Below are 23,458 nucleotides of genomic sequence, written 5' to 3' on the forward strand. Positions count from 1 at the left end.
TCGCGGGGGGCTGGTCCTCAATCCATGTCTCTTGGCAACCTGGCTGCGGGCTGTCTACAGTCGGTCGGTCGTCACTCGCCGCCGGCCATGGACTCCTTCTTCGCCCAGCTCTCCGATTCCGTCTCCTCCGCCCGCACGCTGGAAGACCTGACCCGCCCGCTGCTGGAGATGCTGGAGGCCGTCACGGGCCTGGAGTCGACCTATCTGACGACCATCGACCTCGCCGAGGGCCTGCAGCATGTCGTCTATGCGCGCAACTCCAAGGAGCTGCAGATTCCCGAAGGCCTGTCGGTGCCCTGGGGCGACACCTTGTGCAAGCGGGCGCTGGACGAGAACCGGCCCTATACCGACGATGTGGCCGGCATCTGGGGCGACTCCGGCGCGGCGCGCGAGCTCGGCATTCAGACCTATGTCAGCACGCCGGTGCGTACCGATGAGGGGGCCCTCTACGGCACGCTGTGCGCGGCCAGCTCGCAGCGCCGGCCCATGACGCCGGCGGCCGAGCATGTACTCAGCCTGTTCGCCCGCCTCATCGAGCAGCATGTGGAGCGTGAGCGTCTCGTCGAGAAGCTGCAGCGGCTGAACGCCGAGCTCAAGACCCAGGCCCTGACCGACTCGCTGACCGGCCTCTTGAACCGTCGTGCGTTGATGCTGGAGCTGACGCGCCTGCGCGCCCTGGCCCAGCGCACCGGCAGCTGGCTGCTGGCCGGCGCCATCGACCTGGACGGCTTCAAGCAGATCAACGACACGCGCGGCCACGACGCCGGCGACGAGTTCCTGTGCGCCGTGGCTGCCAGCCTGCAGGCGGCGCTGCGCGGTGGCGACGTGCTGGCGCGCATGGGCGGCGACGAGTTCGTCGTCATCGGCCTGGGGCCCAAGCTCGGCGAGGATGGCGCCGTGGCCGCGCGCCTGCTGCAGCAACGCCTGGCCCTGGCCACGGTGGGCCACCATGCGGCGGGTGACGGTGCCATCGATTACGCCGGTGCCAGCGTCGGCGTGTCCTGTCTGGACCCCAACCAGGTCGACAGCGAGCAGGTGCTGCGCGAATCCGACGCGGCGATGTACCGCGTCAAGCTGGTGCGGCGCCAGCAGGGCTGAGCTCGCTCAAGGCTGAGTTGAAGTCCAGCCGGTCCAGCGCCCGGCTCAGTCGCTCGAAGCCGGTCTCGCCACAGGCCGCGCGCAGCGCCGGGGCTAGCGGCTTGAACAGGTCCAGCGCGGCCAGGTCCTGGGCTTGCAGCGCCTGCTTCAGCCGCGCCAGGGCCTGGGCGTCCAGGGGGCCTGCCGTAGCCGGCGCCGCGGCGCTGCGGCGGCTTTGCAGCCAGGGGCGAGCCTGTGCTGTCAGTGCGGTGAGTTGCCGCGCAACATCTGCCAGGTCGGCGCTGAAGTCGTCCCCCGCACGGGCGTGGGTCTCGCCGCGCATGGCGGCCTCGCGCAGCGCCCGGGCTGCCAGCAGGCCGGCGCCGCCGCCGAGCTTGTGCAGTCGCGCCGCCGCCTGCGCGGCGTCCAGCGGCGCCGGTGTTGCCAGGTCGGCAAACTCGTCCAGCAGACGCTCCAGCAGCCGGGCGAAGAAGTCCACATCGCCCTGCAGGCGCTGGCTGGCCTCGTCGCTGTCGACGCCCTCGAGATCGGGCCAGCTGCGGTCCGCCGGCGTGTCGCCGCTGCGGGCCGCGACCGGCAGGCTCCGGCCCTGGGCGCGTTCGATATGCTCGCGCAGCAGCTGCACGAGGCCGGCAGGGTCGAAGGGCTTGCTGATGAAGCCGTTCATGCCGGCGTCCAGTGCGCGCTGGCGCTCGCTGAGCAGGGCGCCGGCGGTCAGCGCGACGATGGGCAGTTGCTGCAGGCCGAGTTCGTCGCGGATGCTGCGCGCCGCGGCCAGGCCGTCGAGCACCGGCATCTGCACATCCATCAGCACGGCGTCGAAGCCGGCCGGCTCGGCGCGCAGCCGTGCCACGGCCTGGGCACCGTCCTGGGCCAACGTGACGAGGGCGCCCTCCTGCGCCAGGATGCGCTGGGCCACCTCGAGGTTGATGGCGCTGTCGTCGGCCACCAGCACGCGCACGCCGGGCAGGCGCTGCACCGTCGTGGCGCCGCGCGCGTTGGCCAGCAGGGGCAGGGGCGCGTCGTGCCCGGCCAGGGCCACCTGCACGGCGTCGAAGAGGGCGGAGACATCGGCGGGCAGGCGCAGCTGGCCCACGCCGGCACTGCGGCTCATCAGCACGCAGGGCCACCCGGCCAGGCGAGCCTGCAGGTTCTGCTGCTCTGCCGTCGCCACGCTCTGCAGCAGGCGGTGGTCGAGCAGCACGAGGTCGGGTGCCGGGCGGTCCAGGCGCGCAGCCAGTGCCATGGCGTCCCCCAGCGGCTCCACCTGCCAGCCGAGGTCGATGCACAGCCGCTGCAGCGCATCGCGCTGGGTGACGTCGTCGCTGGCCAGCAGCAGGCTCAGCGACCGCGTGGCCAGGCTCAGGCCTTGGGCCGGCTCGAAGGGCAGGCGCACGACGAAGCGGGTACCCGCGCCGGGGCTGCTGCTGACGCCGACCTGGCCGCCCATCAGCTCGCACAGCTGCTTGACGATGGACAGTCCCAGGCCGGTGCCGCCATAGCGGCGCGAGGTCGAGCTGTCGGCCTGGGTGAAGGGCGTGAAGAGGCGTGACAGCGCCTCGGCCGGGATGCCGATGCCGCTGTCCTGCACCGCGAGTTCCAACTGCAGCGGGCGCGCCTGGACGTCGGCGCAGCGCAGGCTGACGCTCACCTCGCCTTCGGCGGTGAACTTGATGGCGTTGGACACCAGATTGCCGATGATCTGGCGCAGCCGCGCCGCGTCGCCCAGCAGCAGCGGTGGCAGGGCGGTGTCGAGGTCGAGGGTCAGCGCGATGCGCTTGGCCTCGGCCTGGGGCTGGAACAGGCTGGCGACGTCGCGCAGCAGCGCCTGCGGGTCGAAAGGCGTGGCCTCCAGCACCATCTCGCCGGCCTCGATCTTGGACAGGTCCAGCACCGCGTTGATGACATCCAGCAGCGAGCGGCTGGCGCTGCTGATCTTGGCCAGCAGGTCGCGCTGGCCGGTGTCCAGATCGGTACGTTCGAGCAGGAAGCTCAGGCCCATGACGGCATTCATCGGCGTGCGGATCTCGTGGCTCATATTGGCCAGGAAGTCGCTCTTGGCGGCGCTCGCCGCATCGGCCGCCTGCATGGCGCGGCGCAGGGTGTCGGCCGTGGCGCGACGCTCGGTGATGTCCTGTACCGCGCCCACCATGCGCACCACCCGGCCGGCCTCGCTTTCGGTAGCGCCGACGGAGTGCAGCCAGCGCAGCTGACCGTCCGGCGCCAGCAGCTCCAGCTCCAGGTCCCAGCCCTCGCCGGTGCTGGCGGCCCGGGCCATGGCCTCGCGCAGCCTGTGCTCGGAGTCGGGCATGAAGCTGCGCAGCACCGCGTCGGTGTCCAGTTCGCCGCCCGGCGGCAAGTGGTGGATGGCATGGGTCTGGGCCGTCCAGCTGAGCCGGTTGCTGACCAGGTCCAGCTCCCAGCCGCCGACGCCCGCCATCTGGCCGGCTCGTTCCAGGAAGGCCTCGTTGCGCTCGAGCTGGCGGTTGCTGTCGCGCAGGGCCGCATCGCGCTGCTGCAGTGCGGCCGTCATCGCATCCAGGGCCTGGGACAGCTGGCCCAGTTCGTCCCCGCTCTTGAGCTCGCTGCGGGCAGCGAGGTCGCCCCCCTCGACGGCCTTGGCGACGCTGCGCAGCCTGTCGATGGGCGCCAGCACGCGGCGCAGCAACAGGCCGGCCAGCAGCAAGGTCAGCGCCAGCAGCGTGGTCTGCGTGATCACCGCCAGCCAGCGCTGGCGCGTCGCATCGCGGCGCCGCGCCTCGACGAGATCGCGCGACAGCTCGAAGGCACCGTCGCTGACGCGGCGGGTTTCGTTGACGAGCTGGTCGGTCAGCGTCTCGCGGCGCGCGGCACCGTCGAGATCGGCGACGGGCATCTGCGAGGCCTGGCGCAGCGCGGCAAAGATCTGCGGCAGATTGCGGGCCGTGTCCTGCAGGTCCTCGACCTGCTCGGCGCTGGCGGCGTCGGCCGCGGCGTAGTCGTGCAGGGCGCGGCTCAGGCGCTGGTGCACGAGGTTCCATTGCCGCGCCGCACGCTCGCTGCGGTAGAGGCCGTAGTCCTGGGTCAGCACCAGCAGCCCGGCGGCGTCGCGCGCAATGACCTCGACCGTCTCGCGCTGGGCGTCGTTCATGGCCGAGGCCTGGCGCTCGATGGCAATGCTGGTCAGCCGCGCGCCGACCACCAGCAGCGCCGCGACCACGCAGGTCATCAGGGCGGGACGCAGGCGCATGTCGGCTACTTGATGATGGTCATTGCGCGGGGATCGAGAGCCCTGAGCGGCTCGACTCGCATCAGCTCGAGATAGTCCGGCACCGTCCGACCCTCAACGAGGCCTTCGCGGATGGCCCAGCGCGATTCGGCTTCCAGCGTCGACAGCAGGTTCTGGTCCAGGCCGAGGCGGAAGTCGTAGCCGTCGAGCTGGCTGGCCGCGTTGCGGACGTCGACCTTCCAGCGCGCCGCCAGCAGTTCGTGGGCGCGGGCAGGCTGGTCGTTGATCAGGGCCACGCCGCGCCGCGTTGCTTTCAGCAGGCGCAGCAGGGTGTCCTGGCTGAGCCCGGGCTGGGCGACGAGGTTGACCATGACGGTATAGGGGCGCAGCGTGGGCAGCTGCACGCCCTTGGCCCCGAGCTGCTCCAGCGTGTGGGGGCCAGCGGGGCGGTAGAGGCCGGCGGCATCGACCTCGCCGCGCAGCAGCGGGTCGCCGCCGCGGTTGGGGTCGATGAAGACCAGGTTGACCGAGTCGCGCGGCACGCCATTGACGAGCAGGAAGACATTGGTGAAGTAGTGGGCGCTGGTGCCGCGCACGACGCCGATGCGCTTGCCGGCGAGGTCGGCCGGCTTGCTGATGCCGCGGTCGGTGCGCGCGATCAGCGAAGCGTCACGCGCCGAGCTGCCGAAGGTGGCGATGATGTCGAAGCGATGGCCGGCGTGCAGGGCGAAGACCAGGGGCGTGTCGGCCACGGTCGCAACCTGGGCCTCGCCATCGGTCAGGTGCTTGAGGCAGCGCCGGCCGTTGACGCAGCCGATGACCTGCACCTCCAGGCCCTCGGCCGCGAAGTAGCCCTCCTGGGCGGCCAGCTGCATGGGCGCGAACAGCGTCGAGTCGCCGACGGCGATGACCAGGGGCGCGGCCTGGGTTGCGCAGGCGGCCAGGCCCGCCAACAGCCCGGCGACCCAGCGGCGCAAGGGTGAGGTGAAACAGGAGGTCAGCAGCATGTCGATGCCTTGTCTGGCGATGCGCCATCTTCGCCGCTCTTGCAAGGCTTGCCTGACTGGCGATCAGGCGTCGGCATGCGCCTCGTTGGCTTCGCCGACACGGCCCCGGCCCGCGGCCTTGGCGGCATAGAGGCCGCGGTCGGCACTCTCGATGAGGGACTCGCCGCGCGTCTGCACCACCTCGCCGTCCGCGTCGGGCCGCACCGCGGCCCAGCCGACCGACACGCTGACGAGGCAGGGCTGCGGCGCGCCGGCGTGCGGCAGGGCCAGGGCGGCGACGGCGTCGACGATGCGCTGGGCCATGGCGCGGGCGCCGGCCGCATCGGTCTGCGGCAGCAGCACGGCGAACTCCTCGCCGCCATAGCGTGCGGCCAGGTCGGCGGGGCGGCGGATGCTGGCGCGGATGGCTGACGCGATCTGGCGCAGGCAGGCGTCGCCGGCGACATGGCCGTAGTGGTCGTTGAAACGCTTGAAGTGGTCGACATCGACGAGCAGCAGGGCGACGCTGTCGTGGCCGCGGCGGGCGCGCTCGCATTCGATGCGCAGGTCCTGGTCGAAGCGGCGCCGGTTGGCCAGGCCGGTCAGGCCGTCGGTCAACGCCGAGGCGCGCAGCGCGTCGCCCAGGGCCTTCAGGCGCAACTGGGTGCGGGCGCGGGCGACGACGACCTCGGCCACCGGCGGCTTGCGGATGAAGTCGGCCGCCCCGGCCGCGAAGCCGGCCACCTCGACGGCGACCTCGGTGTGGCCCGTGATGATGATGACGGGCACGTCGGTGAGCAGCGGGTCGGCGTGCAGCGTGCTGCAGACCTCGAAGCCCGACAGCCCGGGCATCTCGGCGTCGACGAGGATGAGGTCGGGCGGGCTCTCGCGGGCCAGGCGCAGCGCGTCTTCGCCGGACAGCGCGAAGCGCACCTCGCCAAGGCCGTTCAGCATGCGGGCCAGCACCTGCACGCTGGCAGCGTCGTCGTCGACGAGCAGCAGGCTCCGGCGCGTGTCCAGCTCAGCGGGCCAGGTGTCGGGGGCGGGCAGCTTCATGTGGCGAACGGTGCTTCGTGGCCGTCCGGGGCGGCCGCGCTGATGTAGACGCGGCCCGGGCCCGCCGACTGCGCGGCGGCAAGGGCAGCCGCTGCGGCGGCGGCCGGGTCGCCGTCACCGAGCAGCAGGCCGATGCCGATGGCCAGCGCCAGCTCGCCGTCGCTGGCGAGGGACTGCTGCAGGCGGGCGGCCAGCGCAACGGCGCCGGCGCCGGTGGTGTCGGGCAGCAGCAGCGCGAAGACTTCGTCGCCGTGGCGGGCGACCAGATCTGCCGGCCGCTGCAGGGCCTGCTGGGCCAGCCCGGCAACGTGGCGCAGCGCGTTGTCGGCGGCGGCGCGGCCGTGGCGTTCCCGGTAGGCGGCCAGACCCTCGAGGCTGGCGAGCAGCAACGCCAGAGGCTGGCCGTTGCGGCGGGCGCGGCGGCATTCCAGGTCCAGCTCCTCGTCGAACTGGCTGCGCTCGGCCAGGCCGGTGAGCGGGTCGCGGCGGGACAGGCGCAACAGGCGCTGGGCGGTGCGGTGCAGGCGCAGCTGCATGGCGACGCGGGCGCGCAGGGCCGGGCCGGCCACGGGCTTGGCGACGAAGTCGGCCGCGCCCAGCTCGAAGACGGCGGCCTCGACGCGGGCATCGGTGTGTTGGGTGACGAAGATGACGGGCACCTCGGCCAGCAGCGGGTCGGCCTTCAAGCGGCGGCAGACCTCGAAGCCGTCCATGACCGGCATCTCGGCATCCAGCAGCACCAGTTCGGGCTGCCAAGTCTGGGCGATGGCCAGGGCCTGCACGCCGTCCATCGCGAAGCGCAGCTGGCTGTAGCCCGACAGCAGCCGGCCCAGCATCTGGATCATGCCGGGGTCGTCATCGACGAGCAGCACGCGCGCGTCCGACAGGGCCGGCAGCAGGCTGTCGAGCCGGCTGGCCAGGGCGCTGGGCGCCGCGGGGTGGATGGTGCTGGGCAGGGTCAAGGGCATGGCGCGACCCATTGTGGGGCCGCACGGTAGGGGCGAGTCAACCAGGGTTGTCTGTGGGCTGGCTGGCGGCCAGCAGGATTTCGAAACGGCAGCCCTGGCCGGGCTGGCTTTGCACCTCCAGCCGGCCGCCCATGGCCTGCACGAGGTCGCGGGTCAGCGTCAGGCCCAGGCCCGTACCGGGGATGCCGCCGCCGGCGCGGCCGAGGCGGTTGTAGGGTTCGAAGAGATGGGCGAGCTGGTCTTCGCTGAGGCCGCAGCCGTGGTCCTGCACGGCCAGGGCGACCTGGTCGCCGCGCGTCTCGAGTTCGACCTCGATGCGCTGGCCGTCGCGGGCGTACTTGATGGCGTTGGACAGCAGGTTGTCCAGGCATTGACGCAGGCGCCGGGCGTCGGCTCGCACCCGGACGGGTGCTGCGGCCGCCGTCGCGCGCAGCTGCATGCCGGCGGCGGCGGCCTGGGCGGCGGCCGGCTCGCAGGCCTGCTCGGTCAGGGCCCTGAGCTCGACATCCTTGAGCTCGACGTGGAACTGGCCCGACTCCATGCTGGCGACGTCGGTGACGTCCGCCAGCAGGCTGGACAGGTGGCCGACGGCTTCGAGGATGTGGGCGAGCTTGTCGGCCTGGCCCGCGCTCAGGCGCTCGGCCTGCATCAGCTGGGCAAAGCCCTTGATGACGTTGACCGGGTTGCCGATCTCGTGGGCGATGTAGGACAGCATGGAGGTGGTCGCGCGACGCGCGGCGGCGGCCTCGGTCTGGCGGCGCGCCATGGCCAGGGCACGGTCGCGTTCGCGGGTGTCGCGCAGCACGTGGATGGTCAGCGCGTCGGCGCCTTCGCCCTGGGTGGAGGTGCTGACCTCGACGGGGATGTGCTGGCCGTTGGCGCCGCAGACGCAGTCGTGGCCATGGCTGTCGCAGACCAGCAGCTCGGCCAGGCGGGCGCCGTCCACGGCTTGCGCTTGCATGCCGAGCAGGCCGCAGGCGGCGGCATTGGCCATGACGATGCGGCCCTGGGTGTCGGCCGCGACGATGGCGTCCTTGCAGGCCTCGACGACGGCGGCGACGCGGCCGTCACTGATCTGGCGGTGGCGGTGGTCGACCTGGTCGAGGTAGTGCTCCAGCGAGCGCTTGCGGTCGACGAGGCGGCGCACGCGGGCGCACAGCACCGGCGCGCTGAAGGGCTTGCGCACGAAGTCGTCGCCGCCCAGGGCCAGGGCCCGCGCCTCATGGCCGATGGTGTGGGAGTTGGTCAGGAACATGATGGGCACCTGGCCCAGGGCGGGGTCGGCGCGCAGCTTCTTGCAGATGCGGAAGCCGTCGCTGTCGGGCAGGTCGATGTCCAGCAGGATGAGGTCGGGCTTGAGTTCGCCGACGAGGCTCAGGGCCTGGGTGCCGTTCAGCGCGAAATGGCATTCACCGACATCGGCCAGCAGGCTGCGCACCAGCTGGATGCTGGTGGCGTCGTCGTCGATGATGAGGATGCGGGTGCGGCTGGCGGACCTGGCCTCGGGCTTGTCCGGGCGCTCGGCGGCGGCGCGCAGTTGGGTGCGCAGCCGCGCCAGCACCTGCACGTCGTCGAAAGGCTTGCGCAGGAAGTCGTCGGCGCCCAGCTCAAGGGCGCTCGCCTCGGTGCCGGCATCGGCGTGCGAGGTTGCGAAGATGATGGGCAGTTCGGCCAGGCCCGGCGTGGCGCGCAGGCGGCGGCAGACCTCGAAGCCGCCGAGACCAGGCAGGTCGACGTCCAGCAGCACGAGGTCGGGGCGGTGCTGTTCGGCCAGGCGCAGCGCGTCTTCGCCGGTGGTCGCGAAGCTGACCTGGGCGAAGCCTTTCAGCAGCTGGCCCAGGTACTCGATGACGGCTACATCGTCGTCGACGACGAGCAGATGGATGAGGCAGGCGCGCTCGGCGGGCGTGCGGGCCGTGGTGGTGGCCGGGCGCCAGATCACACGCGGCTTGTGGGGCGGGGCTGCGAACCTGGGGTTCGTCGTGGTGGCAGTCATCATGTTCTCTCCCTGAGAAGCATTCGGTTCAGTGGCCGTGGCGCATGAGGGCGTCGGCCAGACGGCCGGCGAGCGCGAGGATGTCCAGCGGCTTGGTCCAGTAGTCGTCGAAGCCGGCCTGCATGGCGCGGTCGATCTGGCCGGGCGTCGCGTCGGCGGACAGCGCGATGCACAGTGTGCCGGCCAGGGCCGCGTCTGCGCGCAGCCCCCGGACGACGTCCAGGCCCGACAAGCCCGGCAGGTTGATGTCGGTCAGCACGACCTCGGGCCTCTGGGCCTTGGCCAGGGCCAGGCCGGCGCTGCCGTCGGCGGCGTGCAGCACGCGCCAGTCGCTGCGGTCGCGCAGGGCTTCCTGAACGAGCAGGGTGTTGAGCGGCTCGTCCTCGATATACAGCAGGGTGACGGTGCGGGTGCCGCCGGGCTCGGCGTCGGTGGCCGACGGCCGGCCCTGCTGGGCCCGGTCGACATCGAGCAGGCCGTCGACGAGCTGGTGCAGGCGCTTGGCCGAGTCCAGCACCCATTCGATGCGCTCCTGCTGGCGTGGGGCCAGCGGCTCGTCCTGGCTGAGCAGCAGCAGCTGGCTGAAGCCGATGACGGCGTTCAGCGGCGTGCGCAGTTCATGGCTGGCGCGCGACAGGAAGGCGCTCTTGGCCGCGCTGGCCTCCTCGGCAGCGAGCTTGTCGCGGCGCAGGTTCTCGATCTCGATGTGCTCGTCAACGTCGGCGATGAAGCCGTGCCAGAGCACGCTGCCGTCGGCCTGCAGCGAGGGGCTGGCGCGGCCGGAGCGCCAGGTGGGCCTGGCGGCACCGGGCAGGTGGACGCGGAACAGGCGCTGCCAGGGCTGCTGGCGGGCCTCGGCCTCGCGCATGCCGTTCAGCAGGCCGGGCAGGTCCTCGGGGTGGACGCGCTCGGCGAAGACGCGCAGGCCCTCGGGCCGCAATGGCGCCACGGGGCCGAAGATGTGCTCGGCCTGGGCGCTGACGAAGCCGAGTTCGCCGCTGCCGCCGGGCTGGCTGCGGTACTGGAACAGCAGGCCGGGCGTCTCGCTGCTGAGGCGCCCCAGCAATTCCGCCTGGGCCTGCAGCCGGGCCTGGCTGGCCAGCAGGTCGACATGCTCGCGGCGGTGGGCGAACCAGGCCTCGACGGCCTTGGCGATGTCGACCAACAGCGTGGCCTGGACGGCGTCCAGGCGGCGCGGCACGGTGTCGCCGACGCACAGGGCGCCCAGGGTCAAATTGCCGAGGCGGATGGGCAGGCCGGCATAGGCGCGCAACCGGGTTTCGCCGATGACCCAGGGGTTGCTGGCGAAGCGCGCGTCGGCCGCGGCGTCAGGCACTTCGAAGAGGGTCTTGCCGCGGATGGTGTGGGCGCAGAAGGACGGGTCACGTTCGCAGTCGATGGCGTCGGTGCCGTAGCGGGCCTTGAACCACATGCGGCGCTCGCCGACGAGGCTGATCAGCGCAATCGGGAACCCCAGCAGATGGGCCGCGCAGCGCACCAGGCCATCCAGCACCGCGTCGTGCTCCGGTTCGGCCGGCGGCTCGCTCAGGCCGAGTTCGGCCAGGCATTGCAGGCGCTGGGCTTCGTCCAGAGGGAGTTCGGCGGCATTCATGGGTAGGCAATCTAGGTTCCCACCCCCCTGGACGATGCCGGGAGTTCTTGATGTCGGTTGTCAGGGCGCCTAGGTCGGCGCGGCTCAGGCGTCGTTGTTGACGAGGCCGTGACGGATTGCCAGTTTCACGAGTGCGGTGACGTCGGGCGCCCCGAGCTTGGCCATCAGCCGGCTGCGGTAGCTGTCCACCGTCTTGGGCGACAGGTGCAGGGCGGTGGCGATCTCGGTGCTGGAATGGCCGTCGACCACCATGGTGACGACCTGGCGCTCGCGCACCGACAGGCTGGCAAAGGGGTCGTCGCCCGCGCCTTCAGCCAGCGCCCGGGCGGCCAGTTCGGCGACGCCCTGGCCGAGGTGTCTGCGGCCGGCGCGCAGGGCTTCGATGGCCTGCAGCAGCTCCTCCGACGGCGAACCCTTCAGCACATAGCCGCAGGCGCCGAGCTTCAGGGCCATGCCGACATGGCGCGGCTGGGCCGACATGGTCAGCACCAGGGGCCGGATGGGCAGGTGGCGGCGCTGCAGCTCGGTCAGCAGCTCCATGCCGGAGCGCGGGCCGATGGACAGGTCGACGAGGACGATGTCGGGCGTCAGCTGCTGCAGCTCGGCCAGGGCGGCGGTGATGTCGCCGCTGTCGCCGACGACCTCATGGCCGGCCTCGGTCAGCAGGGCGCGCAGGCCCTGGCGCACCATGGCGTGATCGTCGACGAGGTAGATGCGGGCGGTCTGGGTCATTCCGGTGCTTGCCAGCGCAGGGTGAGTTGAGTGCCGCCGCCCTCGCCTGGCCCCAGTTCCAGCCTCGCGCCGATGGCGCGGGCGCGCTCGCGCATGCCGATGAGGCCGAGGTGGCCGGGGCGGCGTTCGAAGTCGGCGTCCAGGCCGCTGCCGTCGTCGGCCACGCCGAGTTCGATCTCGTCCGGGAAGCCGTAGAGCGTCACCCCGACCTGGTTGGGTCGGGCATGGCGCAGCGCGTTCTCCAGGCCTTCGCGGGCAATCATGAACAGAGCGTACTCGACCTGCACCGGCCAGCGCTGCGTCAACAGCACCTCCTCGATGTCCAGCGACAGGCGCACGTCCGGGTGCAGGGCGCGGCGCTGGACGATCTCGTTTTCGAGCGCGGCCGCCAGGCCTTCTTCCTCCAGCAGCGGCGGGCGCAGATCGACGAGGACCTGGCGCACCTCGCGCAGGGCCTGGGCGATGAGGGCGCGGGCCTGCTCGCGCGAGCCGGCGGCATCCAGGTCGAGCATCAGCCGCAGGGCCGTCAGGCTCTGCCCGAGCTGGTCGTGCAGGGCCTGGGCCAGGCGCTGGGTGGTGCGCCTTTCCTGGTCCATCAGCTGCTCGGCCAGCGCCGACAGCGCGGCCTCGGCGTCGATCTGCACCGAGATGTCGACGACGACGCAGAGCAGCAGCGAGCGGCCACCCAGCTCCAGCGGTTCGGCCACCAGCTTGGCATGCAGCTGGCAGCCCGAATGCGGGCGCAGTTCGCGGTCATCGATCTCGGTGCGGCCGTCCATGCCCGGCAGCGGCGCCATGCCCAGCGCCTTGGCGGTCTGGCCGACGACAGACAGCGTCGGCCAGCCCAGCAGGCGGCCGAGCTCGTCGTTGGATTCGATGACGGTTTCGCTGGCGACATCGAACAGCGCGATGCCGACCGGCACGGTGTGGAAGAGGGCGCGGAACTTGGCCTGGCTGTCGGTCAGAGCCTGCTCGGTGAACTTGGCGAGGGTGATGTCGGACAGCGTGGCCAGCACGCGGGCCGGCTGGCCGCGGGCGTCGCGTTCGGTCCAGGCTCGGCAGCGCAGCCAGCGTGGTGCAGACCCAGCCAGGCGCAGATCGATGTCCAGTGGCGCGCCGTGCTGCAGATGCGATTGCAGCGCGGCCCGCCAGGGGCCCTGGTCGTCGGCGTGCAGCTGTTCGGCCAAGGGGCCTGGCCTGCCCAGCAAGGCCAGCGCACGAGGCGACAGGTATTCACTGTGGGCGGCGATGTCCCATTCCCACAGGCCATCGGCGGCACCCTGCATGGCGCGGGCATAGCGGGCCTGTTCGGCGTCCAGAGGCCCGAGGTTGCGAGCCATGCAGAGCCAGCCGGCGCCGTCCGGCAGGGGAGAGATGCTGGCCTCGAAGCGCGCCAGGCGGCCGGCCTGGGTGTGCAGGGCATAGCGCAGACGCTGGGGGCTGGCGGTGCAGGCGGCGGCGAAGCGCTGGGCCAGGTCGGGCGGGCCGACGCTTTGTAGCGGGCGGCCTTGCAGCGTCGCCCAGGGCGCGTGCAGGTCGGCGTGGTCGAGGTGGTTGCAAGCGCTGAAACGCAGGTCGGGACCGATCAGGAAGCAGAGATCGGGCAGGGCCGCCGCGATGGCCGGCGCGGCCTGGGTCCAGGGCTCGCGATCCGGCGCTTCAAGCATGCGCTACAGCGTACCGTAGCTGTGCAAGCCGGAGAGGAACATATTGACGCCAAGGAAGGCAAACGTGGTCACCAGCAAGCCGACCAGGGCCCACCAGGCCGACACGGCGCCGCGCAGGCCCTTCATCAGCCGCATGTGCAGCCAGGCCGCATAGTTCAGCCAGACGATCAGGGCCCAGGTCTCCTTGGGGTCCCAGCTCCAATAGCCGCCCCAGGCCTCGGCGGCCCAGAAGGCACCCAGGATGGTGGCGATGGTGAAGAAGGCAAAGCCCAGGGCGATGGCCTTATACATCAGGTCGTCGAGCTGGGTCAGCTCGGGCAGGCGGGCGCTCAGGCGGCTGCGCAGCGCGACGGCAATGGCCAGGAAGACGGCGACGCCGGCGATCTTGTAGGCCCAGCCGGTCAGGCCGGTGGCGGTCGCAGCGTCGACATTGGCGCCGAAGCGCACGGCCAGGATCAGCACGACGATGCCGACGGGCATGGCGACCAGGCCCTTCCACAAAGCTGCGTTCGTGGCTGTCTTCAGCAGATAGGCCAGGGCCACCATGGCCGCCAGCGCGAAGCTGCCATAACCGACAAAATTGGCGGGCACGTGGATCTTCATCCACCAGCTCTGCAGGGCCGGCACCAGGGGCTGGATCTCCTGGGCCTCGCGGGCCACCGTGTACCAGAGCAGGAAGCTGACAGCCCCACTGACCACCAGCATGACGAAGGCCCCCAGCGAGCGCGTCGCGAAGCGGGCCTCGTAGTAGAGGTAGAAGGTGGTGGTCAGCCAGCAGAACAGCACGAAGACTTCGTAGAGGTTGCTGACGGGGATGTGGCCGATGTCGGGGCCGATCTGGTGGCTCTCGTACCAGCGCACCAGGGTGCCGACCAGGGCCATGAAGACGCCGCCCCAGGCCAGCTTGGAGCCCACCGTCTCGGCCATGCTGTGGCGGCCGGCGCCGGTGAAGAAGCCACCCCAGTAGAAGAGGGTGCTCAGGTAGAAGCACAGGCTCATCCACAAGATGGCACTTTGGCTGGACAGCATGTACTTCAGCCAGAAGACCTTCTCGCCGGCGGCCAGGTCGGCGCCGAAGCCGTCGGTGTGCTGGGCATAGAGGCCGATGGCCAGCAGCGTGGCGGCACCCACAGCCAGGCTGAGCAGGCGCAGCGGCTTCCAGAACCAGCCGAGAGCGACCAGGGCCGGCATGGCGCACAGCAGGATGCCCTTCTCATAGCCGTCCATGCTGGCGCTGTAGCGGCTGAAGGCATAGCCGCCGCCGAGCACGACGAGGGCGGCGAACAGCCAGTCGAAGACGTCCCGGCGCTGCAGCACATGGCGGCGCGGCAGGTCGAAGGTGGTCGTGTTCATTCGTGGTCCTTGAGCACTGCAGCCTTGAGCTGAGCGAAGAGCTTAGCGTTGTCGGGCGATTCACGCGTGCTGGACATGGCCATGCGCACCTGCGAGCCGCCCATGTCGGCGCTGGGGGCGATCCAGACCCACAGCCGCCTCTCCTTGATGTAGAGCATGGCGAAGACGCCGACGATGAGCAAGAGGGCGCCCAGATAGACCAGCTTCTGGCCAGGGGCACGCGCGACCTGGAAGACGCTGGCCTGGACCTGCTCGAAGTTCTGCAGCTGCAGCAGGGCCGGCGAGGGGTAGTAGAGGCTGTCGGACAGCGACAGCACGGCCTGGGTCATGAAGCCCTGGCTGGCAGTATCGGTGCTCGCCGGCTCGAGGCCGGCACGCTCGCGGGCCAGCTGGTGCAGCTCGAACAGGCTGCCGTTGAGGATGCGCAGCAGCACCTCGGAGACGCGCTGGCGGTCGGACTCGGGCACGTCGCGCTCGATGAATTGCGACAGCGCCGGCAAGCCGCCTTTCACCTCATCGCCCGGCTTGGCGGCGGCGCCCGAGAAGAGGGTCAGCGCGCGCTGGGCGGTGAGCTTGAGCTGTGGCGTCAGCTGCGGCTGGTTGGGGGGAGTGGCAGCGGTGGCATAGCGCTGGGCGGCGCTGTCGCGCAGGACCGGGTCGGCCAGGGCCTGGCGCAGGCGCAGCCAGCCGTCCAGCTCGCCGTTCTCGTCGGCCGGCATGCGCAGATAGCGGAAGTTCTCGGCCGGCGTGTCGCGCACGCCGGCGAGGAAGACCTTCTGGCCGTCCAGTTCGACGGGCAGCATGTAGTTGTTGTACTCGCGGGCCTGGCCGGCGGCGTCGCGCAGCTTGTAGCTGAAGCTCGGGCCGACGTTGTGCAGGGTCTTTTCGCTGCTGGTCTTGGCACCGCTGCCCAGATGCTTGCCCAGGGACTCGCCAAGGTCGACCTTGCGCACATCGGCGCCACTGGCATTGCTGTCGCCGGCGAGGTTCTCGACGTTGATGACCCGCAGGCCGTCCAGCTCCAGCGTCTGGTCGCCGAAAGCCAGCTTGGCTCCGACGCGGCCGGCGATCTTGACCGGCGTGCCGGTGCTGGCGAGCGGCCGGGCCTGGAGCTCGAGCTTGCTGCCGCCGTCCTCGAAGCTGCTCTGGTAGATGGCCAGGCCGTTGTGGATGACGGGCTCGTTGACCTTGACCGTGGCTTCGCGCAGCGTCGTGCCGTCATGGATGACGATGTCGCTGGCAAAGCTCTTGGGCATGCCGGTGGGGTAGTAGTCGACCCTGAACTTCTTCAGCTCGATGTCGAAGGGCAGGTCCTGCAGCACCACGCCGCTGGGCAGGCTCAGCACGGCGATGCCCTGACGCTGGTTCTCGGCCACCGACACATTGCCGCGGAAGCTCGGGTTGCCAGTGGACAGGCGGTGTTCGGGCTTGATGTCGGACACGAAGCCCGCGCCGGTGTAGAGCTGCTTGCCCTGCACCCACATGGCCAGCTTGACCATGGCATTGCCGTCCAGCACGCCGCCGATGAGGATCAGCACGATGGCCGAGTGGGCCGACAGATAGCCGATCTTGTTGGCCGCGCCGCGGCGGGCCGCAATCATGGTGCCGTTCTCGCGCTGCTGCACGCGGGCCTTCCAGCCCAGCTGGGACAGGGCCTTGCCGATCTCGGCCAGGGCCATGGCCGTGTTGCTGTGCAACTCGCCGATGGCCTTGTGGTGGTGGGCCTGCAGGGACTGCTCGCGCACACCTTCCTTGTAGCTCTTCAGGTCGACCAGGATCTTGGGCGCGTTGCGGGCGATGCACAGGCTGGTGGAGACGACCAGGAAGGTCAGGATGACGAGAAACCAGGGCGCGCTGTAGACCGTGTACAGGCTCAAGCGGCCGAACACCTCGGCCCAGAAGGGGCCGAACTGGTTCACGTAGTTGCCCATGGGTTCGCTCTGGCGCAGCACGGTGCCGATGACCGAGGCGATGCAGATCACGCTGAGCAGCGTGATGGCGAAGCGCATGGACGCAAGCAGGTCCAGCAGTTCTCGGGCGGGCGAGGAGCGGGCGGCGGAGGCGGACATCAGGGCATCAACAGCAATAAAAAAGGCCGGTGGAAGTCACCGGCCTTTGTTCCTCAAGGCTTGCGTGAGGTTCAGCGCAGGCCTGCAATGTAGTCGGACACTGCCTTGATTTCCTTGTCGTTCATCTTGGCGGCGATGGTCATCATCATCGGGCCATTGGCGCGGCTGCCGGCACGGAAGGCCGTCATCTGGGCCTCGACATAGTCGCCATGCTGGCCACCGATGCGCGGGTACTGGGCCGGGATGCCCGAGCCCGTCGGGCCGTGACAGCCGGCGCAGGCCGGCACATTGCGTTCGGCGATGCCGCCGCGGTAGATCTTCTCGCCCAGGGCGACGCTGTCCTTGTTCTTGGCGAAGCCGGGCTTGGCGGTCTTTGAGGCATAGAAGGCAGCGACATTGCGCATGTCTTCTTCCGACAGCGGGGCGGCCATGCCGCTCATGACGGCGTTCTTGCGCTTGCCGGACTTGAACTCGGCCAATTGCTTGGCCAGGTATTCGGCGTGCTGGCCCTGCAGAATGGGGTTGGCGGGGCTGCCGCGCGAACCGTCGGCGGTGTGGCAGGCGGCGCAGACCTGGGAGGAGATGGTGCCGCCCTTGCCGAGGTCGGGCTTGGCCGGGGCAGCGGCGGGCTCATTTGCGTGAGCCGTGGCGGCCAGCATCAGACTCGACAGGAGGAGAGCGACAGTCTTCATGGATTTTTGAGGTCTCAAAGGGCGCAACCCGAGAATTTTACAATGCTGAATCACAGCGTCCGACCCTGCCATGACCAACGAAATCCCTGAGGCCACCGCCTCGGCACCCATGACCGAGAAGCTGGCCCTGGCCTGGACGCACACTTCGCGCTTCCTGACCACCGCCAGCCAGCTGGTCCATCTGCCCGCCACCGAGCTGCCGGAAATTGCCTTTGTCGGCCGTTCCAATGCCGGTAAATCCACGGCCATCAACACGCTGGCCCAGCAGAAACGGCTGGCTTTTGCGTCCAAGACGCCGGGCCGCACCCAGCACATCAACCTCTTTGAGCTGGGGCCCAAGGACAGGGCCGACGCCCTCTTCGCCGACCTGCCGGGCTATGGCTATGCGGCCGTCAACAAGTCGGCCAAGCTGCGCTGGCAGAAGGTCATGGCCGACTACCTGGAGGTCAGGCGCAGCCTGTCGGGCGTCGTGCTGATGGTGGATTCCCGCCTGGGCCTGACCGACCTGGACAAGCAACTGCTGGAATTCGTCGCCGCCCGCATCGCCACCGGCGAGATCAAGCTGCTGGTGCTGCTGACCAAGTCCGACAAGCTCAACCGCAAGGAAGCCGATGCCATCCTGCGCAGCACGACGGAGTTCCTGGCCGGCCTGTCGACGGAGCACTCGGACATTGCAGTGACCCTGTTCTCGGCGCTGAAGAAGAGCGGCGTCGGCGACGTCGCCCTGGCCCTGCACGAGTGGACCCATGCCGCCCCTGCCTCTGAACCTGCCGCCGCCGACGCTTGAGCGGCTGAGCTTCACGACGGCGCCCGGCGTCACGCTGGCCTGCCGCGCCTGCGGCCCGGTGGATGCGCCGCGGCTGCTGTTCCTGCACGGCTTTCCCGAGGCGTCCTTCGTCTGGGAGGCCGTCATGGCCGGCTTCGGCCAGCGCTGGCGCTGCCTGGCGCCGGACCTGCGCGGTTACGGCGAGTCCAGCGCGCCCGCCGACGTGGCGGCCTACCGCGCCAAGCATCTGGTGGCCGATCTGGCCGCGCTGGTGGCCCAGACCGGGTCAGGGCCGCTGCATGCGCTGATCGCCCACGATTGGGGCGGCGCCCTGGCGTGGAATATGGCGGCCCAGAGGCCTGAGCTGCTGCAGCGCCTGGTCATCATCAATTCGCCCCATCCGGCCCTGTTCCTGCGCGAGCTGGCCCGCAACCCGGCCCAGCAGGCGGCCAGCGCCTACATGAATGACCTGGCCGCGCCGGATGCGGAAGCCGTCTATGCGGCCAACGACTTTGCGCGCCTGTTCGAGCTGCTGACCCACCAGGGCGGCAGCGAGGCCTGGCTGGACGAGGCAGAGCGCGCGCGCTACCGCGAGGTGTGGTCGCGTGGCCTGACCGGGGCGCTGAACTATTACCGGGCCTCGCCGCTGCGGCCGCCCACGGCCGGCGATCCGGGCGCCGCGGCCGTGCAGCTGCCGCCTGAACTGGTCACGGTGAGGGTGCCGACGCTGGTGATCTGGGGCGAGGTCGACACGGCCCTGCCACCGTCATTGCTCGACGGGCTGGAAGCCTATGTGCCCGAGCTGCGCATCGAGCGTGTGCCGGGCGGCACGCATTGGCTGCTGCATGAGCAGCCCGAGCGGGTGGCCCGGTTGATCGAGACCGGCCTGGGCTGAACGGGGCTTCAGCCGCCCAGGTCGCTCATCAGCGTGTCGACGGCGCGCTGGACGACGTTGTCGTCTTCCAGTGCCGTGATGAGGCCGTTGGACAGCAGGGCTTCCAGGGCCCGGCGGGTCAGCGGCAGGCGCTCGTCGGAATCGCGGCCGACGAAGAGCAGGAACTGGCGGCCCTCGCTGATCCAGGCGATCTGGGCGGTATGCCAGTCGCCCTGGATGAAGAGGTGGAACCAGCGGCCGATCTGCAGGCTGTCGATCCAGCGCTGCAGGGCGGCGCGGGCGTCGGGCGAATCGTGCTCGTTGTAGAGCTGCACCGGCACGGTGGGCAGTTCGCCGCGGTCGACGTCGGCGCTCAGCCAGTGCGACGGGATCTGGGAGTCGCGCTCCTCCATCAGGCGGCGCACGATCTCGTCGGCCGAGGCGGGGGCAGCGCTGCCGGCAGCGCCGGCGCTGGGCGCAGCGGCCGGCGGCGCGGCGGGGCGGCGCTCGGCCGGGTCCAGGGCCGGCAGGCCCCGCAGCAGCCGGGCATGCTGGCCCATCAGTTCGGACAGGGCCGGCTCGCGCTTGGCTTCGGACAGCTGGATGCTGTCGCAGCCGCTGACCAGGCTCTCGATGAGGACGGGCAGGCGCATGCGCAGAGCCTCGCGATCGGCGAGGTCGCGCGGTGTCGTGAGGCTGTCCAGCACGCCGTCGACGATCTCCATCGCGGCATGGGCTTCGCGCGAGTCGCGGCCGTGGCGCACCATGGCCGCCACGATGACGTCGACCCAGGCCGTCTGCAGGAAGCGGTGCATGCGCGGCCCGAGCGGCGCACCGGAGATCTGATGGTCGATTTGCTCGCGGATCAGCTCGCGCCAGTCGCTGCGCAACTGCTCACGCTCCAGCGCCGCCAGCGCGACGGCATTGCGTTCGCTGCTCTGGCGGGCCTGCTGATCGATATGGGCGTCCACGCGGGCCAGCACCTGCTGGAAGAGCAGGGCGGTCGGCGTCGGCGCGTCGACGAGCAGCAGGGCCTCGCCCTCCATGAAGCGCAGGAACTCGACGAGGCGCGGGTCGTCGGCGCGCTCGAACACCATGCCGTGGGCGGCGACGCGATTCAGCAGCGCCCAGGTGGGATGGTCCTGGCGGCGCAGCAGCATGGCGTCGCTGCGGGCCAGGCGCACGACGGCGATCTGCAGCCGCGCCAGCAAGGCTTTCAGCGGCGGCAGCAGGCGCGGGTCGGCCAGGATCTGGTCGTAGAGCCGGCTCAGCATGTCCGGCCCCGTCGAACGCACGAAGGGCGCGGGGGCCAGCGGGTCGCGCTGGGTCACGGGGCCGTGCGAAACCAGGCCCTGGGGCCTGGAATTGACAGCGTCTACGCGGCGCGACAGGCCGTCCAGGGTGCCGTGGTTGGTGGGCCGCATGCCGATGCCGCGGGCAGCGGCCAGGCGCTGGTGGGCCAGCGGGTCGGTCTGGGCGCGGCCATGGGAGGCCACCATGTCGCTGATGTCAGCGGCGCGCAGGGTGGCGCAGGCCTGCACATAAAGGCGGTTCAGGGCCCGGGCCAGCGGCGCCGAGGCGATGCGCATCAGCTCGTACTGGGCCTGGGCACCCAGCGGGCTGGAGGCCAGTGCATGATGCAGCGCGTGGGCGAACAGGGCGGGGCGCAGCGGGTTGTCGCGCTCGCGGGCCCGCGCGATGCCGCGCAGGGCGGCGAAGAAGTTGCCGATCTGGTGCAGCTCGGCCCGGCTGGTTTCCTCGGCCGCCTTGGTGACGTGGGCAATGGCCACGTCCTGCAGGGCCTGTTGCTCGTCGACGAGGCTGAGGCTTTCCAGGCCACCCAGCTGGGCGGGGGCGCGGTGCAAGGGATCCTCGCCACGGCGACCGGCCTGCAGCAGCTCGATCAGCTTGCCTTCGAAGTCGGTCACGAAATGCGCGCGCACCTTGCGCCAGCCCTCGCGCAGCGGGTAGTGCTGGGGCTGGGCGTCGAGCTCGTCCTGCATGCTGTTGAGCAGGTCGCGCGCCAGCGGGCCGGCTTCGGTCAGCGCGTGGTCTAGCAGTTGATGAGGATGCGGGCTGAAAGGCATGGACGCGAGGCAGGTGCGTAATGAGATTATCCGGCGCCGAGCTGGTGCGTCCCGACGTGTTGCCCCCGCTTACTGACCCCTCAACCGCATGGCAAACGCTGCACTTCAGAACCTTTTCACGCTTTTCCAGGCTGGACGACATGCCGAAATGGCCGCCCAGGCTCGTGGCCTGCTCGTTGAAAACCCTCGGGATGGCGACCTGTGGAAGGCCCTGTCCGTGGCCCAGCAGATGCTGGGCGAGGACGCGCTGCCGGCCCTGGAGCAGGCCCTGGCCCTGCTGCCGCGCGACGCCGAACTGGCGGCCAATCTGGGCGCCCTGCTGGCCGGGCGGGGTCGTTGGAGCGACGCCCGCGCGGCCTACGAGCGGGCGCTGAGCCTGCAGCCGCGGCTGTCGGGCGCCCACAACAACCTGGGCAATGCGCTGCTGGCACTGGCTCAGCCCGCCGAGGCCCTGGCCGCTTTCGACCGGGCCCTGGCCTTGCAGCCCGGCCTGGTCGCCGCCCTGGGCAACCGCGGGCGGGCGCTGCTGGCCCTGGACCGCCACGAGGAGGCCGGGCGGGCCTTCGAGCAGGCCATGGCGGCGCGGCCCGGCGACGCGAGTCTGCGCGGGCATGCCGCGACGGCCTGGGCGGCAGCCGGACGCCCTGAGCTCGCCGTGGCAAGGCTGCGCGAGGCCTCTGCCTTGGCGCCGGCGGATACCGGCTACCGCTTCCATCTCGGCAATCTGCTGCAGCAAACGGGCGATGCCGCCGCTGCGGTGGAGGCCTTCGAGGCCGTGCTGGCTCTTGACGCCGGCCATGCCGAGGCCGCCTGCAATCTGGCCGTGCTGAAGCCGCAACGCGGCGAGGCGGTGCTGACGGCGGCCCTCGCCGCCGGCGTCTCCGGTGAGCGGCGGGAAGCGCTGCTGGCCAATCTGGGCGGGCTGCGCCTGCGTGAGGGGCGGCATGCCGAAGCCGTCCAGGCCTACCGTCAGGCGCTGCAGGATGAGCCGGCGTCGCCTCGCGCGCTGGGCCATCTGGCGCATGCGCTGAAGCAGCAGGGCCGGCTGGACGAGGCCGATGCCGTGCTGAGCCGCCTCATCGAACTCGAGCCGGCACTGCCGACGGCACGCAGCGACCGCCTGCTGCTGCGCGCCTATCGCCAGCGGCATGCCGACGAGTCGGCCGCACTGCGGGCCGAGGCCCTGGCTTTGGGTGAGGTGGTGGCGGCGCCGGCCGTGGTGCGGCCGCTGCGTGCGCCAGGACCGCTGCGCGTCGGCCTGGTGTCGTCCGACCTGCGCAGCCATCCGGTGGGGCGGCTGGCCGAAGCCTGGCTGCCGGCGCTGGCGCGGCGCTGTGAGCTCTTCGTCTACGCCAGCCAGAGTGCCGACGACGCCGTGACACAGCGTCTGCGTGCGGCCGCGCCGCACTGGCTGCAAGTGGGAGGATGGGATGACGAAGCCCTGGCCCAGCGCATCGCGGCCGATGGCATCGACGTGCTGGTCGACCTGAACGGCCACACGGGCGGCCATCGCCTGGGCGTGTTCGCGCGCCGGCCCGCGCCGCGGCAGTTCAGCTGGCTGGGCTATGCGGGCAGCACCGGGCTGGCAGCCATCGACGGCTTCATCGGCGACCGCTGGCTGCTGCCGTCGGGCGCCGAGGCGGGTTTCGTCGAAGCCCTGCACCGCTTGCCCGACAGCTTCACGGTCTATGCGCCACCGGCCGAGGCGCCGGCGGTGACTGTGCGCGAAGGGGCGCTCCGCTTCGGCAGCTTCAACGCCCTGCACAAGCTCAATGACGAGGTGCTGGCGCTGTGGGCGCGCGTGCTGGAGGCCGTGCCCGGCAGCCGGTTGCTGTTGAAGACCTCGGGCCTGCAGCATGAGGCCGGGCGCGCCGCGCTGCTGGAGCGCTGGCCGGGCGATGCATCGCGGCTGGACCTGCAGGGGCCGGGTTCGCTGGCCGACTACTTCACTGCCTTTGGCCAGGTCGACATCGCCCTCGATCCCTTGCCCTATGGCGGTGGCATGACGACGCTGGACGGGCTGTGGATGGGCGTGCCGGTGCTGACCCTGCCCGGGGCAGCGCCGATCTCGCGCCAGGGGCTGAGCTTCCTGCAGGCCCTGGGTCTGGCCGCGGACTGGGTGGCGGCGGACGAGGCGGACTATGTGCGCCTGGCGGCGCGCTGGGCCGCCGATCGGCCGGGCCTGGCCATGCTGCGCGCCGGCCTGCGCCAGCGCATGGCCGCCAGCCCGCTGTGCGACACCGAACGCTTCGCCGCAGCCTGGCTGGCCGTGGTGCAGGCATGATGCGCGCCGT

General features: G+C 70.9%; 16 protein-coding genes. 4 read left to right on the top strand and 12 right to left on the bottom strand.

The annotated features are described in order from the left end of the window. The first annotated feature begins 87 nt into the window (after positions 1-87). Positions 88-1,098 carry a sensor domain-containing diguanylate cyclase gene (locus ACS5PN_RS19630; RefSeq protein ID WP_439465702.1) on the top strand — a complete coding sequence of 337 codons (1,011 nt, stop codon included), beginning with the start codon at positions 88-90 and terminating at the stop codon, positions 1,096-1,098. On the opposite strand, the gene ACS5PN_RS19635 is transcribed toward ACS5PN_RS19630, so the two are convergent. From ACS5PN_RS19635 to ACS5PN_RS19685, 11 genes are all read right to left on the bottom strand, one after another. Next, positions 1,070-4,327 (bottom strand): ATP-binding protein, encoded by a 3,258-nt coding sequence (locus ACS5PN_RS19635; protein ID WP_439465703.1) that lies wholly within the window; start codon positions 4,325-4,327, stop codon positions 1,070-1,072. The genes ACS5PN_RS19630 and ACS5PN_RS19635 overlap by 29 nt on opposite strands. A gap of 5 nt (positions 4,328-4,332) precedes the next feature. Further along, positions 4,333-5,313: an ABC transporter substrate-binding protein gene (locus tag ACS5PN_RS19640; RefSeq protein WP_439465704.1), complete on the bottom strand. Its 981-nt coding sequence runs from the start codon at positions 5,311-5,313 to the stop codon at positions 4,333-4,335. 63 nt (positions 5,314-5,376) lie between these two features. Beyond that, on the bottom strand, positions 5,377-6,348 hold the full coding sequence (locus ACS5PN_RS19645; protein ID WP_439465705.1) for a diguanylate cyclase domain-containing protein: 972 nt from the start codon (positions 6,346-6,348) through the stop codon (positions 5,377-5,379). Then, positions 6,345-7,316: a GGDEF domain-containing response regulator gene (locus ACS5PN_RS19650; protein ID WP_439465706.1), complete on the bottom strand. Its 972-nt coding sequence runs from the start codon at positions 7,314-7,316 to the stop codon at positions 6,345-6,347. The genes ACS5PN_RS19645 and ACS5PN_RS19650 overlap by 4 nt, the downstream gene beginning before the upstream one ends. A gap of 37 nt (positions 7,317-7,353) precedes the next feature. After that, complete coding sequence (locus ACS5PN_RS19655; protein ID WP_439465707.1) at positions 7,354-9,312, bottom strand: response regulator; 1,959 nt, start codon at positions 9,310-9,312, stop codon at positions 7,354-7,356. Positions 9,313-9,340: 28 nt separating this feature from the next. Next, positions 9,341-10,924 carry a response regulator gene (locus ACS5PN_RS19660; protein WP_439465708.1) on the bottom strand — a complete coding sequence of 528 codons (1,584 nt, stop codon included), beginning with the start codon at positions 10,922-10,924 and terminating at the stop codon, positions 9,341-9,343. A gap of 84 nt (positions 10,925-11,008) precedes the next feature. Next, positions 11,009-11,656 (bottom strand): response regulator, encoded by a 648-nt coding sequence (locus ACS5PN_RS19665; protein WP_439465709.1) that lies wholly within the window; start codon positions 11,654-11,656, stop codon positions 11,009-11,011. Beyond that, on the bottom strand, positions 11,653-13,323 hold the full coding sequence (locus ACS5PN_RS19670; protein WP_439465710.1) for a PAS domain-containing sensor histidine kinase: 1,671 nt from the start codon (positions 13,321-13,323) through the stop codon (positions 11,653-11,655). Before ACS5PN_RS19670 ends, ACS5PN_RS19665 begins: the two co-directional genes overlap by 4 nt. 3 nt (positions 13,324-13,326) lie before the next feature. Further along, complete coding sequence (gene ccsB / locus ACS5PN_RS19675) at positions 13,327-14,676, bottom strand: c-type cytochrome biogenesis protein CcsB (protein ID WP_439465711.1); 1,350 nt, start codon at positions 14,674-14,676, stop codon at positions 13,327-13,329. Further along, positions 14,673-16,745, bottom strand: a complete 2,073-nt coding sequence (locus ACS5PN_RS19680; protein ID WP_439465712.1) for a cytochrome c biogenesis protein ResB — start codon at positions 16,743-16,745, stop codon at positions 14,673-14,675. The genes ccsB and ACS5PN_RS19680 overlap by 4 nt, the downstream gene beginning before the upstream one ends. Before the next feature lie 71 nt (positions 16,746-16,816). Then, positions 16,817-17,437 (bottom strand): c-type cytochrome, encoded by a 621-nt coding sequence (locus ACS5PN_RS19685; RefSeq protein WP_439465713.1) that lies wholly within the window; start codon positions 17,435-17,437, stop codon positions 16,817-16,819. Between the two features lie 70 nt (positions 17,438-17,507). On the opposite strand from ACS5PN_RS19685, the gene yihA reads away from it, so the two are divergent. After that, positions 17,508-18,224, top strand: coding sequence for a ribosome biogenesis GTP-binding protein YihA/YsxC (gene yihA, locus ACS5PN_RS19690; protein WP_439465714.1), 717 nt, complete (start codon positions 17,508-17,510; stop codon positions 18,222-18,224). Beyond that, entirely contained in the window at positions 18,184-19,098 is a 915-nt protein-coding gene (locus ACS5PN_RS19695) for an alpha/beta fold hydrolase (protein ID WP_439465715.1), read from the top strand. The genes yihA and ACS5PN_RS19695 overlap by 41 nt, the downstream gene beginning before the upstream one ends. An 8-nt stretch (positions 19,099-19,106) precedes the next feature. Here the strand turns inward: ACS5PN_RS19695 and ACS5PN_RS19700 are convergent, their stop codons facing one another. Further along, positions 19,107-21,164 (bottom strand): DUF1631 family protein, encoded by a 2,058-nt coding sequence (locus tag ACS5PN_RS19700; protein ID WP_439465716.1) that lies wholly within the window; start codon positions 21,162-21,164, stop codon positions 19,107-19,109. A gap of 148 nt (positions 21,165-21,312) precedes the next feature. Here ACS5PN_RS19700 and ACS5PN_RS19705 point away from each other — a divergent pair, with 148 nt between their 5' ends. Continuing rightward, positions 21,313-23,448, top strand: a complete 2,136-nt coding sequence (locus tag ACS5PN_RS19705) for an O-linked N-acetylglucosamine transferase family protein (RefSeq protein ID WP_439465717.1) — start codon at positions 21,313-21,315, stop codon at positions 23,446-23,448. Positions 23,449-23,458 lie beyond the last annotated feature (10 nt).

This window comes from Roseateles sp. NT4, assembly GCF_051857475.1.
Taxonomy (GTDB): domain Bacteria; phylum Pseudomonadota; class Gammaproteobacteria; order Burkholderiales; family Burkholderiaceae_C; genus Pelomonas.